Origin of the sequence: Bacillus sp. FSL R5-0654 (assembly GCF_038008745.1) — a bacterium.
Lineage (GTDB): Bacteria > Bacillota > Bacilli > Bacillales > Bacillaceae > Bacillus > Bacillus safensis.
The window spans coordinates 490,526-504,048 of the sequence record NZ_JBBOZV010000001.1 but is presented as its reverse complement, the minus strand read 5'-3'; the positions used below and the strand labels follow the sequence as shown (position 1 = coordinate 504,048).

The following is a 13,523-nucleotide window of genomic DNA, read 5'->3' as shown; positions in this document are numbered from 1 at the left end:
AAAACGACATTCGTTTTAGCCCTTAGTCTTCACGCTGAAGCGTCCTGATAAAGGAACGCTTTTTTATATTGATGCATATTTCACAATGGCTGCTCGACGCGTCATGTCGTGATACGCCACCCATAATTCATCACCAGGCAAGACGCTAGTGATTGGATCGATTGGCTGCTTCACTTCATACATCATGCCATTTCTCTCAACCTGAATGATCGCTAACGGCAGATTGCCGATGACGCCCGCAAATTCAACATTAGTCACTTTTGCACTTCCTTGTTTCTCTTGCATGAGACCCATTTCTCTATCCAGCTCTTCTTTCTTTGTCTGGATCGTGATTTGAGTGCCCGCTGCGACCTGCATGTGATCAGGGATAAACTGGCTGACCGTTTTTGTGATGGACTCCTCTCCGTTTGAAACCGTCACATCAAGCTGAATAGGCTTTTGTTCATGGATGGCAATTGGATATTGCTTCACACGCTGGATCGTTCCTGTTAACGTCACATCTTTCCACGATCGATTCCGCACTTCATGGCCATAGGCTGCCATTTTGAGCTGGCCGTTGATGTCGACGAGATCGGCTTTTTCTCCTGTTGTAAATTCAAAACCAGCGGCTTGAATCATTGGAATGATATACGTTTTCTGATCCAATTCAAATGTGAGTGATAAGACAGTGCCTCGTCCTACGGTTCCATATGATTCTATATTTCTTAAAACAGCGCCTTTGATGAACTTTGGCTGACTTGTCTGGGAGAAGTCTCCCTCTTTTAAGAGCATTGCCTTTTTCTTCTGCGGATTATAGAGAATGGCGATACGCTGACCTGGCTGTGGTATCTGGGTATAAGATACAACCGTTTTAACCGTCTTCTCGATATTTTGCCCATCATATTGAAATTGCAGCTGCATTTTGATAATCGGCTGTTCGTTGAGGTAGGTGCCTGTTTCTTTGACAGATACAATATTGGCTTCTAATGTGACACTGTCTTTGATTTTGTTGTTTCTTACCAATCTCAAAATCGGCGGCAGGAAGATGGCTAGTACAAATAACAGCAATGGAATAAACAGCCATATTGCCCAGTTGAGAATGAGCGGTCCGCCTTTCATGACATATTGCATAAAGGTGTCAAATGATGTTTGGTGAGCAGGGCTTGCGTTTTCGATTGAGATGACTTTTTGCAAAGGAAATTCCTTTAGCTGTTTGCTTTTCGTCTCAAATGCACCCGTTAATTGATTTTCGAATGAATAATAGATCCAATCACTATTCACATTTTTATGAAAAAATAGTCCTTCTCTGTTTAAAATTTCATATGAAAACGACTGAAAAAGCTTGCTGACAGACGTCGTCTTATTCGTGCGGTGGTTGTAAATATAACCAGTCAGCTTGCCTTTTGCTTCGTCCTTTGCTGTAGAGCCTACAAGAAGAACTTCTTCTTCATTAAGCTGGTAGATAAAGGTTTGATAAATCGGTTTTGGTGTTGGGACGACTTCTCCAAGCCCTCCATCTGCATTCACTTTCCTTGGTCTTTTTGGATAGTTAGATTCGACAGCGACGGCAAAGTTTTGGGATGTTCCGATTGTTTTTGCTAGCTGCTTCTCCACTTTATCTTTAATGAGGCTAAACGGTTCAGCGTTTTTGGAGACATAGACCCCAAGCTGATGCTTATCGTTTGAGACTCCGCTGACATATGCTTTCTGGTCATTTTTTAAAGTCAATTCAAATATAGGTATAGGCGTCTGGCCTCTAAAGGAGTTCATGACGGCATCGATGGAAACGGGTCTTGCTGGCAGCTTCAGTTTGTTGAGATTGTGCACATGAAAAAACTGACCATTCTTTAGCTCACCTAGGACTGTAGCGGCACCTTCCATTTCTCCTGTAAATACGAGCCGTCCATTCCATTGGTATGTATTCGTTTTTAAAAATGAGGGAATCTGCAAGTTTTGTTTAATGAGCTCTTTCTTTTCTCCGCTAGGCGTTAGTTTCTCGATCAAAAGCTGCCCCTCTTTATTTTTTAAAGCAAGTAAGAGATTGTTACCTTGAATGGATGGCACCATTTCATTAAACGTATCGCTTTCCGTGGACCATTCACTGATTATTTTTTCTGATTGAGGATCATACATTACAAAATGGAGTTGCTGGTCTTTTGATACAGCACTCACCACTCGTTTCCCTTCATCAAATGTAAATATTCGTCTGACGTCATATTGCGTCGCTTTCCCTGCTGACAAATCATCTTGGTAGTGGTTCCACACCAAGAAACTAAGAATGATTGCTGGAATAAAGAAGACAATATACCTGAGGAAAATCACTGGTACTCTTTTCACTTGATCGCTTCCTTTCATGAGGTTCCTTTCACTTATACGTCAGTACAGCGAAAATGTTTCATGCTAGAAGAATACCATCAAAGCCTCTAAAATCCATATTTTACAAACTTTGTTGTTTACGATAAAATCCAATCAGATTCAAAAAAGGAGTTATCTCATTGGATAAGCTATCATCAATCATTCTAGCAGCTTGGCTGCGTGTCCCTCGCTGGTTCAAACAATGGGTACTCGTATCCATTTCCATTTTCTTTTTTTATATGTGTTTTGTAAAGGGGCTGACTAGCTGGCACACCTTGCCGCCTGTCACTTTGCTCTCATGTGTGATTGGTTCCTTCATCATTTGGCTGATGTGGCTTAAGGGACAAAAAAATAAGTGAAAAGAGGACAATAATGAAAAAATCCATTCTTTATTTTGTGATCTCTTTTGTTCTGCAATTCGTTTGGTTTGGTCTTGTGCACCCAAATAGAGGCGTGACACTGCTGGATATGTTCATGTTTTCTATTTTGTTTGCGGTCATGTTCTTTTTTATTGAACGAATTTGGCGGTATCAGAAGAAAGGACAAAGTAAATGATCATGAAGCCCGCTTTATTCACTCTGATGATCTGTGCATTTATCGGCCTGCTGTTAGTATCGAACCCTTTTGGAGCGGACGCTATGCGAATGGTTGCGACCTTTGTTTTTCCTTTTCTTGTGCTCATTGGTTTCGGGGTTCTATTGTTTGACCTAATGAAAAAGGCTGCCAAATAGATGGCAGCCTGTTCCTTACTCTTTTCATGCAAATAAATAATCAATGTTTAATCTCCGTTACGGAGTGTATGAATTAAGATTCGATCATATCAGTGTGTCATATGTGTTCCGAGTGAACCTACGTTTGAAAGTAAACGCCATGGAAGTTCTGGATAACAAGACAACGAAAGCCCTACCTCTCATTCGTCCTTACGGCTCCGAAGCCGCGCCAGTGTGAATTGTAAATCAAAACGTCTTTTTTCCATTCTTCCGCTTATATAGGGGGGCGGGTGCAGAAGGAAAAGAATAAGTTTGTTCGCTTTGACAGCGTCTCGTTCTTATCAAGTAGAAGCTCTATTGCTTCTCATTATGTCATAGAAAAAAGAAAGTTTACTTTCTTTATTTATTTGCTTATTTCAACACTTAATATCAAAATATAACACATTCCCCCTGCTTACGCAAGTGTTAAAGTGATAATTCTGCTGGTGTACGGCTTCCTTCATTCATATAACGAATGGAGGTTGGCTCAATCTTCAGAATCACTAGATTCGGATCCTCTTTTCCTTTAAACCATTTCTCCATCTCATCAGACCAAAGACGGTCGATCAGTTCCGGATCGTCGGTTAATGTGGCGTTGCCTGCAATCTCTGCATAAGTATCACCAAATCCTTCGCCTGAATATCCAATGAGAATATGAACATTCGGATTTTTTTCAATTTCTTCTGCTTTATGTGTTTCTTTACTCGTTGGTGTATATAACGTCAGCCCTTCATGAAAAAAAGTCATATAGCGGGTATGCGGCTTATCCTGTTCAACAGTCGCTAGTGTTCCGACCTTTTGTTCATCTAATAGGTTTAATACCTTTTGTTTTAATTCTTCTTGAGACATATCGTTTCACTCCTTCAAAATTTCATCCGTATACGTAGGTTTCCACGACAGCCCATTCATTAAACAAAGAAATGTGTTTTTCATAAAAAGAGACCTTCTGGCTGATGCTATAGAAAACAGGTTCAATGAAGGGAGAAATTGAACATGCATCATGAAACGATGTTCCATTTGAGTTCACTTGTCATTGCGGCAGTTGTTGTAGGCATTATCGTATGGTCTGTCATATCTGTGCAGAAAAATCGCAAGAAATACTAAAAACACCGCCCAATCAAAGCTGGGCGGTGCCGCGGTAGATCATGTATTCATAAAGGAACCGCCGTTGACATGAAGTGTTTGTCCTGTCATATAAGACGATTCATCAGAAGCCAGCAGGACAAAGCAGCCGACATGCTCAACAGGCTGTCCTGGTCTTCCCATTGGGGTTTCTGCCCCGAAGCTTTCCACACTGTCTTCATCAAATGTAGATGGAATGAGCGGCGTCCAAATTGGACCTGGCGCTACACCGTTCACCCGAATCCCATCTTTCACAAGCGATTGTGCCATAGAACGCGTAAAGCCGTTAATGGCTCCTTTTGTCGCCGTATAATCAATCAGCACTGGGTTTCCTCGATATGGGTTAATTGATGTTGTATTAATGATGGAGCTTCCCGGTTTTAAATAATCCAGTGCCTTTTTCGTAAAATAGAAATAGGAATAGAAGTTGGTTCTAAAGGTTTGGTGAAGCTGTTCACTCGAAATATCTTGAATACGTTCTTGCGGATGCTGTTCAGCCGCATTATTTACTAAAATGTCTAATTGACCAAAGGCTTCAACTGTTTTTTCTACTGCTTTCTCACAAAAGGCTTCGTCACCGACATCTCCTGCAATCGTTAAGCATTTAACGCCTTCCTGTTCTACACGTTTTTGCGTATCCTCTGCATCCTCATGTTCATTTAAGTACACAATGGCAACATGTGCACCTTCCTTTGCATAGGCAACAGATACTGCCCGTCCAATTCCACTATCTCCACCTGTAATCAGTGCCACTTTTCCTTTTAGCTTGCCAGAACCTTGATATGATTCATCCTCAAAGATCGGCGCTGGATTCATTTCTCTTTCACTGCCTGGCTGCTGATCCTGCGTTTGGCGCGGAATGCCATTTGTTAAATATTCACGTAAATCCATGTGTAAGCTCCTCCTTGATTTGTTGATGTATCCTTTCATTACCACCTCATTTTTCCACTCAAACATCATGAAGCTGTACAGATGTGTTCCCGAAAATCAGCATGTTTGAAGAGGGGAAAAATCGGTTACATGATCATCAAAAAGGAGCGTTCTCACATGCTGTCTATTTCGAAAACCTTTAGCAGACCAAAAGGCTGGCTCGGAAGCATTGCTGGACTCATTATGGCAAATGAAAATAAAGCATTGAATCAGTGGGCCATCCGCCACTTAGATTTGACAGATGGTGAAAACATTTTAGAAATTGGCTATGGACCTGGCTACAGCATTAAACATATGCTCAAGCATTATGAAGATCTTCACATTGATGGGCTTGATGCTTCTTCCACCATGCAGGAGCAAGCACAGTCACGCGTCAGCAAACGGGCAAAAGACAAACAAGTTCGGCTGTATGTCGGAAAAATCGAGAAAACACGTCTTCCCGGAGAGCAGTATGACAAAGTGCTGTCTGTTAACAATTTTACGATTTGGGATGATCCAAAAACGGGATTACTCAATCTTTATCACACCTTGAAACCAGGCGGAACACTCGTTATTGTGATGCAGCCAAGAGAAAAAGGAGCTGACGCCAAGCGGACAAAAGAGATGGGTGAAAACATATTAAACGACTTGCAGTTTGCCGGGTTTGACCAATTTTCTATTGAGTATGAACAAATTCGTCCTACCCTTGCTGTCTGTGTCACAGCAAAAAAGCCGAGAAGCGAATAAGCTCTCGGCCTTTTTCTTACCACTTTGCCTCTTTGACAAATTGATAGAAAAGCTGATGTAATTTCTGTTCAATGTCTTCCTTTGTCCCCTGTCCATAAAGCGCCATGCTTTCTTCACTTTCAATGATGGATGAACTGATTAGACTAAACATTTCTGATCCTTCCTTGCCAAGCTCTTGCGGCGCAAGCATCATGAGCATTCGTGACATCTGCTGCTGCCCGCCATCCATGCTTTTAACCTCGTATGCCTGATCAAGATCATAAATATGGAAGATTGGTTCCTTGATGAATGTATGCTTTAAATGATAAAGAGCAAACTCAGTGCCAGGTATGCCTAAGCCGCCTTGCTGTTCACGTTCCAGAAGGCCGCCCGCCACATCATCCGCATGTATGATAAACCCTTCCTCTTCAAGCTGACGAAGCAGCTGCCTGATGGTTTCATCATGCTGCGGCATCGTCTTTCTTTTTTCGATGGTAAAATGGGACAGGATGCTGCGAATCACAAACATATAATTCGTCACCTGCTCTGCAACCGCCATCATATCAATGGTTTCTTGCACCAATTCTTTGGGAGATTCTTTTGTTCTTTTTTTCTCGATGATATAAGGAATCTTCCGTTTAATATGAGCCTTCACACGCATGGCATCATCCTCGTTTAAAAGGGGGCTGACCATGATGTAATCGATATGCTCATAGGGAATCGGAACGGTCGAGACAATCATGTCATAGCTCGATGCATCGATTTCCTTTAGCTCCATCAAGGAGGATAGATCGAATTTGGCGATCTCCGGCAATTCTTTTTTCAACCGAGAGGCGAGCATTTTCGAGGAACCGATGCCGCTTGAGCACACAACCAGCGCATGAATTTTTGTTTCTTCTTTTTTGATTTCAAGCACTGAGCCAAAGTGAAGCACAATAAAGGCGATTTCATCCTCTGGAAATTCAATCTCAGGAAAGAAACGCTCGACTCCCTCTTCTATCGCCATAAACAGCAAAAAGTAGTCTTTTTTTATTTGTTGTGTGAGCGGATTATAGATTCTCATCTTTTCCTTTAGACGGTTCATGGCAGGCTCAAGATGAGACACGAGCCCCTCATACAATGAATCATTTTCATTGAGATGATAGCCGGTTTTATTTGAAATAAAATCAATGAGCTTTTTCGTTCTCAGCGCTATATCCAGCTCAATTTCATCAATACGGTATTCTGCCCCAAAGCTGCGATTTGCACTGCGAAGATGGATGGTCATATATCCGACCTCCGCTTCAGGAATCTCCACATTAAACATGCGTTCAAGCGCCCTTGCCATTCGAAGTGATGATTCAAATTCCTTCGTCCGCTTTAATTCCAGCAGCTCTTCCTCTTCCATTCGAATGGTTTCCCCAAGCTGAATACGTTCGATAGCATAGGTTAAGTGAACAACAAGTGCAATATAGGCACTATCAGATAATGAGAGTGACAGTCGATCTTTCAAATGAAAGAGCAGCCTTTCTACCTTTAGCAGCTGTCCTCTGCTGACAACGCCAAACACCTTTTCCGTTGCTTTCGTTCGATGTTTGATATTCATTTCAATCGTTTCTAAAAATAATTGAATATCGAGCCGGTCAACAATGAGATTGCCGACAATTTTTCGTTTTGCTTCCTCCGGCCCTTTTAATTCAATGCCGTACCCGCGCTTGCGGATAAGCTGCAAACCGTATGGAGCAATCCACTCCGTTAGTTCATCTAAATCATAGCTGATCGTCGCATTTGTGACCTGCAAGTCAGCTGCGAGTGTGTATAATTTCACCGGTTCCTTCGCTTCAAGCAGCGCACATAGAATTAAGAGCTTTCGTTCATCTGAGCTATATTCGATTTGATCCTCATTTGACATATGAGCAAGAAGCCGCTGTTTATCCTCCTGTTCGCCGACTGCCTTCAAGCCTTTCCCCGGCTGTTTATCTAACGAAAGATGATAATCTTTCAATATTGGTTTAATGGATTTTAGTTCTCTATGGATCGTTCTAGTACTTACCTGAACAGAATCGGCTATCTCACGAATGGTGACATAACGATTTTGCTGAATGATGTATTTAATGACTTTCTGTTCTCGTGCCGTTATGTACATGAAATGCCTCCTTCTGCATAAATAGGTCTATTGTCACACCTTAATATAAAACGCTTTCAACAAGCGATGCAATCTTAAGTTGATCTGACTTTGGCACAGCGGCTATGACAAAATTAAAAACAAGGGATCATCAGACACTTCTCCAAAATGACGGTCCATAATCCTTTTGATGAAATTGAACCTTTTGTTCTTGAAAAGGCAGTGAACCTCCGGTTTTTAAAGAATAAGTCGGATTGTATACGGGAGAGCCAAAGCAATAATCGATTGTGCCTTCTTCTGGACGGAACATGACGGTTCGCATCGTTCCAAACAGCTCCTCATAATTGTGCACAGCCAGACCATCAGGATATTCTGTCTGGAACAGTTTCACAAGAGAATCACTTGATCGTTGCTCTTTTAAAGCTTCCATTAACATATCGTATCTGACAACAGAATGATGTTTGGTCATCCCTTTTGCTGTTTGATCAACTACCGGATGATTCGTTGCGGCAATATAACCTCTCTCCGGTCTCCTCACCCTTTTTTGACCATCAATGATTTCAATCACAGCCGCCTTTCCTTTTCGATCGGCAAGCATGATATGAACATTTGAGGCAACGGGCATTTCCTCGATACAGCGAATGGCTTCCTCGACCGTTGGACAGGATTCTAGAACAGAGCGAATCACATGATACACCTGCAAACCGGCGACGGCTGGAGGCTTTAAACCGGGTTCATTGCCAACCGGCGGACCGCAAGCAGAGAAAGTCACAGCAAGACCATGCTCATTCATTCCATCAGATCTGCCAAACAACAGCAGCGACGAGCCTGTATGATATGCCGAGCCTTTCACATGTGTCGTCACAAGACGCATATCATCAAAAATCGGGGAGAAATCATAGTTACGCAGCATGACCGTTTGTTGGCCTGCCGCCATATTCCCCTGCCTCACGCAATGGGAACAGCCAGGCTGAAGATGAGATGAATAGAAAAAGGTCAAATAACGCTCATCTAATTGCATTTCATCACAAAATCCAGCAATCTCTTCATCTAATTGAGGAAGAAAGGGACGGATCAACTGCTTCGTTTCTTTCATAGCCTGTTGTGTTACCGGTTCTGTTCGAATATATTGTGTCTTTAGCAACGGGTTCTCCTTAAGCCAGACAGCCTGCTGTTTTCCTACTTCATAAGCCGTTCCTGTCATCTTTTGAAAAAACGCACTGATTTCCTCCATGCCTGCACACCTCTTTCGCCTTCGTTTCTTTTATCATATCGAAACCGTCATATATTGAAAAGGATGAAAAAAACTGCAATCCCACCGGATTACAGCTGTTTACAGTATGCCTTAAACAATGCTTCTGCCATCGCTTCATACCCCTTAGGATTCGGGTGAAATTGATCAATCGATAAGTAGGCTCTTTCATGTCCTTCAAACGCCCGGTACACATCCACAACTTCTACATGTGGATTCGCAGCAAGCAAACGAAGCTGTTGATTATATTGCTGAAGCCACCGACCGGCTATTGGTATTTGCGGAAATGGATTATATAAATTCATGAAATACACGTAGTAGGGCTGATGCTGCCCTCTTTTGATCTGAGCGATTTCTTGAATCATCTTGCTAAAATTCGCCTGGCAATGTATGACTGCTTGCAGCAGTTTCTTTTCATCTTCACTTTCTTCATACTGCTGAACAGCTTGAACAAGGTCATTCCCACAGCCTGTGATGGTGATGATGTCAGCTGCCGCAATCGAACGTCTCACCTCTGACCGTTTGAAGAGTTGTAAAATCTGCTCGGTCGTTAATCCTGATTTTGCAAATACGGACAGTTCGACTGGTGCATGCGTCTTTTTTTCAAGCATCCACCAAAACCGCTGAACAAATCCTCCGCCAAATAAACGTGCCCCCACCCCAACTGTTAAGGAATCTCCAATCGCAACATAGGATCGTCCCACTCTTATCCCTCACTCTCTCCTGCCTTCTCTTATATATACGAAACCGGAGAACAGATGCTTGTAGCAGATGACTTAGGGGCATCCATCTTTTTTTGAGATGCAGCTCCTTTACAAACTCTTTACTTGCGATATCGATCAATTTTTTGTTCAATAAGAGTAGGCTTTTTGCGCTGAAAACTGTGTGTTTACGCGTTCCAGAAAAATTTACAAACTTTTTATCTTGATTTCGAGACTTTTTACCTTGACTTCAAACTACATTGTGATTACAATGAAAATATCAGTTTTCATGTAACTGTGCTTGTTACATCTTTTTCATAGCATTCCAATATGATTAAAGATGCCACATATTCAGTGTACCTTTGGGATACGCTAAAAAAATAACCGAAACAGAAAGGATTGAATGAACATGGCAAAAGTTTTATACATCACTGCACATCCGCATGATGAAACAGTTTCTTACAGTATGGCTACTGCTAAGGCATTTATCGAATCTTATAAGGAAGCAAATCCAAGTGACGAGGTTGTACATATCGATTTGTACAAAGAAAACATCCCTCACATTGATGCAGATGTATTCGCTGGCTGGGGCAAACTTCAATCTGGCGCTGGTTTCGATACACTTTCAGCTGAAGAGCAAGCGAAAGTTGCTCGTCTAAACGAATTAAGTGATCAATTCGTTTCTGCTGACAAATATGTATTTGTTTCACCACTTTGGAACTTCTCATTCCCACCAGTTCTTAAAGCATACATCGACTCTGTTGCTGTAGCTGGTAAAACATTCAAATACACTGAGCAAGGTCCTGTTGGATTATTAACAGACAAAAAAGCTCTTCACATCCAAGCACGTGGCGGATACTACTCTGAAGGTCCTGCTGCTGAACTTGAAGCAGGTCATCGTTACCTTGGTACAATCGCTAACTTCTTCGGAATCCCTTCTTTCGAAGGTCTTATCGTTGAAGGCCACAATGCTGAGCCTGCGAAAGCAGAGCAAATTAAAGCAGATGCAATCGAACGTGCGAAAGCTTTAGGAAAAACTTTCTAATCAACTGCACACAAAAAGCCAATGATCTTTACGGTCATTGGCTTTTTATTTGTTCAGAAAAACCTAATTCTCTCGAAATATCACTGGCGGCTTTTTTCACCTGTTTAATTAAGTAAGGTAAGCGTTCTTTTTGATAGCCTGCTTCAAATCCTGCAATGCTAATACCTGCTGCCACTTCCCCTAGATGATTGAAAATAGGAGCTCCAATCGCAGCTGTATAGTTTTCAAGCTCAGAATAGCTTAGCGTATATCCCCGCGCATTTGATTCTTCCAGCATGTTTCTTAGAACCTCTTTATCTGTGATGGTCCCAATTCCGATCTTCCCCAGCTCAATTGAGTCAATATAGGCAAGTCTCTCTCTTTCTGGCAAAAAGGAAAGAATACTTCTCGCACAGGCACCCGCATATAGGGGAGACCGTCTGCCAACGGCGGTGTAGAGTCGAACAGGCTGCGTACCTTCAATCTTTTCCACGTAAATGGCTTCGTCGCCCTCACGAACAATGAGCTGTACAGCTTCTCCTACTTCATCCCGTAAGCTTTCCATAAATGGTCTTGCAATCCTTCGAATATCAAGGCGGTCCGCCACAAGCTGACCGTATTCAAGGAACATTAAGCCTAATCGATAAACACCTGTTTCTTGCTTCTCTAACAGTCCCATATCGGCTAAAGAGCTCGCCATGCGATGGACAGATGTTTTCGGCATACCGGAAAGCTCAATCATTTCATTTAATGTTAATTGATCGTGAGCGATAAACAGCCGCAAAATCTCCATTGATTTCACAACCGTTTTATTTGTGTTTTGCATCTTCTTCACCTTTTCTAAACGAGAATGCTTCCAGCTTGATTCTTGCAGCCAGCTCCCTCAGTTCTGCTTCTTGCTTAAATAACGCCTGCTCTGCATCCCGATGATCTATTTGTTCAAAATACAGCTTTGCCCCAGGCATCGCCTGTGCAATAAGCGGCAAATCAACAGTCGCTACTTCTCCTATACGCGGGTATCCGCCTGTCGTCTGCCGATCTGCCAGCAGAATAATCGGCTGGCCATCGGGTGGGATTTGAATAGATCCAAAGGCGACCGCTTCTGAGATCAATTCCAGCTTTTCTTTTAAATGAACCAGCTCCCCCTTCAGCCGGCAGCCCATACGATCTGATTGAGGTGTGACCTGATAAGGCTGCTCAAAAAATGCGGTTTGAGATGTTTCTTGAAAATGAGAAAAATGCCTCCCTGCCAGCACACGAATCACTGGTGATTTCCGCAGCGGTAAAAAATGATCATGACTCACTGTCCAATCGGGTGCGCCGTATCCCGCCTGTTTCACTTTATTTTTCAGCCTATCAAACAAATGATCCGCTACGATAGACGGCTCTCCAACAGGCAGAACGTCGCCTTTTTCAAGCGGTCGTCCTTTCAGTCCACCGATCCCTGCTCTGACATAGGTGCTTTTGCTCTGCATGACTGGTTCCACATCAAATCCACCTGCCACAGCAAGATAAACGCGGCAGCCTCTCTTACAAAGACCAAAAGTGATCGTGCTTCCTGATCGAACAAAGAGCGGCTTCCATAATGGTGCCCGCTCTCCATCAATATCAATCTCAACATCAGCACCAGTGAATGCAATGAGCTGATCCCTCTCACATGTGAGCACAGGCCCCGGCCCCATCAACGTCACTTCCAGCACTGCTTCATTTTCTTGGTTGCCGGTGAGAATGTTGGCGATTCTAAGTGAGAGCGGGTCCATGCCGCCGCTCGTTAAGACACCATACTTTTGATAGCCTTGCCGCCCTTTATCTTGAATGGTTGTGTAGATTCCTGGCTTGATGACATGAATACTCAACGTTCTGCCTCCTTCATGCTGAAAAATTCCTTTTCAGACATTTGGACAAATCTGACCTCGTCCCCTGCTTTCAATAGACTCGGAATTTCCTCGTCTGGGCGAAAAAGCGGCAGCGGGGTTTGTCCAATGAGCTGCCAGCCCCCGGGTGTGGAAATTGGATAAACGCCTGTCTGCTTTCCTGCAATACCAACAGAGCCTTTTGGAATGGACATCCGTGGTGTTTCTCTGCGTGGTGCTGCGATCTTTTCAGACAGCCCGCCTAAAAACGGAAACCCTGGGGCAAATCCAATCATATAGACAAGGTACGTGCCGGCAGTGTGAATACGCACGACTTCTTCTGGCGTTAAACCATTGATACGGGCAACCTCTTCTAAATCAGGGCCCAGCGCTCCCCCGTAACAGACTGGAATGTCAACGATGCGGCGCTTTACCTGAACTCCCTCCTGCCATTTGTCTTCAAGAAGTTCTTCAATATAGCCTTTGACCCATTCATATGGAGACAGGTCTTGTGTTTGAAGCTGGGCCGATTGATGTACGGTATAAGGCTCGTAAAAAACAGTCACGCTTGTAAAGGCTTGAACTGCTTCTACATACCCTTCAAATGGGTGCTGTTCAATACATGCAAACAGCTGCTCAACACGTGCATGAATCTCCTCACGTATGTCAGCTCCAGCTTGGATGACGATCGCTGCATCTCCCAACGGGTGGTAGGTGATGGAATCTTTTATCGTTGAAAAAGCCACTTG

Annotated in this window: 14 protein-coding genes; 5 read left to right on the top strand and 9 right to left on the bottom strand. The window is 43.0% G+C overall.

Annotated elements, in window-relative coordinates:
• Window positions 1–63: 63 nt before the first annotated feature.
• The gene (locus NSS76_RS02410; protein ID WP_341080548.1) at window positions 64–2,316 is read right to left on the bottom strand and encodes a hypothetical protein; all 2,253 of its coding nucleotides are present in this window, start codon (window positions 2,314–2,316) and stop codon (window positions 64–66) included.
• Window positions 2,317–2,474: 158 nt separating this feature from the next.
• On the opposite strand from NSS76_RS02410, the gene NSS76_RS02405 reads away from it, so the two are divergent.
• The 3 genes from NSS76_RS02405 to NSS76_RS02395 are packed head-to-tail and all read left to right on the top strand — an operon-like array spanning window position 2,475 to window position 3,065.
• Window positions 2,475–2,693, top strand: a complete 219-nt coding sequence (locus NSS76_RS02405) for a hypothetical protein (RefSeq protein ID WP_034283837.1) — start codon at window positions 2,475–2,477, stop codon at window positions 2,691–2,693.
• 13 nt (window positions 2,694–2,706) lie between these two features.
• Complete coding sequence (locus tag NSS76_RS02400; RefSeq protein ID WP_073203874.1) at window positions 2,707–2,889, top strand: hypothetical protein; 183 nt, start codon at window positions 2,707–2,709, stop codon at window positions 2,887–2,889.
• A complete protein-coding gene (locus NSS76_RS02395; protein ID WP_024427341.1) occupies window positions 2,886–3,065 on the top strand; it encodes a hypothetical protein in 180 nt (59 codons plus the stop codon). Before NSS76_RS02400 ends, NSS76_RS02395 begins: the two co-directional genes overlap by 4 nt.
• 444 nt (window positions 3,066–3,509) lie before the next feature.
• Here the strand turns inward: NSS76_RS02395 and NSS76_RS02390 are convergent, their stop codons facing one another.
• Complete coding sequence (locus NSS76_RS02390; protein WP_341080542.1) at window positions 3,510–3,932, bottom strand: pyridoxamine 5'-phosphate oxidase family protein; 423 nt, start codon at window positions 3,930–3,932, stop codon at window positions 3,510–3,512.
• A gap of 294 nt (window positions 3,933–4,226) precedes the next feature.
• On the bottom strand, window positions 4,227–5,096 hold the full coding sequence (locus NSS76_RS02385) for an SDR family oxidoreductase (protein WP_024425561.1): 870 nt from the start codon (window positions 5,094–5,096) through the stop codon (window positions 4,227–4,229).
• A gap of 129 nt (window positions 5,097–5,225) precedes the next feature.
• On the opposite strand from NSS76_RS02385, the gene NSS76_RS02380 reads away from it, so the two are divergent.
• Complete coding sequence (locus tag NSS76_RS02380; RefSeq protein ID WP_341080540.1) at window positions 5,226–5,861, top strand: class I SAM-dependent methyltransferase; 636 nt, start codon at window positions 5,226–5,228, stop codon at window positions 5,859–5,861.
• Window positions 5,862–5,877: 16 nt separating this feature from the next.
• Here the strand turns inward: NSS76_RS02380 and NSS76_RS02375 are convergent, their stop codons facing one another.
• The 3 genes from NSS76_RS02375 to NSS76_RS02365 all read right to left on the bottom strand — a co-directional run bounded on the left by NSS76_RS02375 (window position 5,878) and on the right by NSS76_RS02365 (window position 9,900).
• A complete protein-coding gene (locus NSS76_RS02375) occupies window positions 5,878–7,965 on the bottom strand; it encodes a BglG family transcription antiterminator (protein ID WP_341080537.1) in 2,088 nt (695 codons plus the stop codon).
• A 130-nt stretch (window positions 7,966–8,095) separates the two neighbouring features.
• Window positions 8,096–9,178, bottom strand: coding sequence for a C45 family autoproteolytic acyltransferase/hydolase (locus NSS76_RS02370; protein WP_073203862.1), 1,083 nt, complete (start codon window positions 9,176–9,178; stop codon window positions 8,096–8,098).
• Between the two features lie 89 nt (window positions 9,179–9,267).
• Window positions 9,268–9,900, bottom strand: a complete 633-nt coding sequence (locus NSS76_RS02365; protein ID WP_044335074.1) for a GDSL-type esterase/lipase family protein — start codon at window positions 9,898–9,900, stop codon at window positions 9,268–9,270.
• A 406-nt stretch (window positions 9,901–10,306) separates the two neighbouring features.
• On the opposite strand from NSS76_RS02365, the gene NSS76_RS02360 reads away from it, so the two are divergent.
• Window positions 10,307–10,942 (top strand): FMN-dependent NADH-azoreductase, encoded by a 636-nt coding sequence (locus NSS76_RS02360; protein WP_024425558.1) that lies wholly within the window; start codon window positions 10,307–10,309, stop codon window positions 10,940–10,942.
• A 34-nt stretch (window positions 10,943–10,976) separates the two neighbouring features.
• Here the strand turns inward: NSS76_RS02360 and NSS76_RS02355 are convergent, their stop codons facing one another.
• From NSS76_RS02355 to pxpB, 3 genes are read right to left on the bottom strand one after another with little or no spacing between them, the layout of a single operon-like run.
• Window positions 10,977–11,747 (bottom strand): IclR family transcriptional regulator, encoded by a 771-nt coding sequence (locus NSS76_RS02355; RefSeq protein ID WP_073203860.1) that lies wholly within the window; start codon window positions 11,745–11,747, stop codon window positions 10,977–10,979.
• A complete protein-coding gene (locus NSS76_RS02350) occupies window positions 11,731–12,777 on the bottom strand; it encodes a 5-oxoprolinase subunit C family protein (RefSeq protein ID WP_206534086.1) in 1,047 nt (348 codons plus the stop codon). The genes NSS76_RS02355 and NSS76_RS02350 overlap by 17 nt, the downstream gene beginning before the upstream one ends.
• Window positions 12,774–13,520 (bottom strand): 5-oxoprolinase subunit PxpB, encoded by a 747-nt coding sequence (gene pxpB / locus NSS76_RS02345; RefSeq protein WP_206534087.1) that lies wholly within the window; start codon window positions 13,518–13,520, stop codon window positions 12,774–12,776. The genes NSS76_RS02350 and pxpB overlap by 4 nt, the downstream gene beginning before the upstream one ends.
• Between the last annotated feature and the right edge of the window lie 3 nt (window positions 13,521–13,523).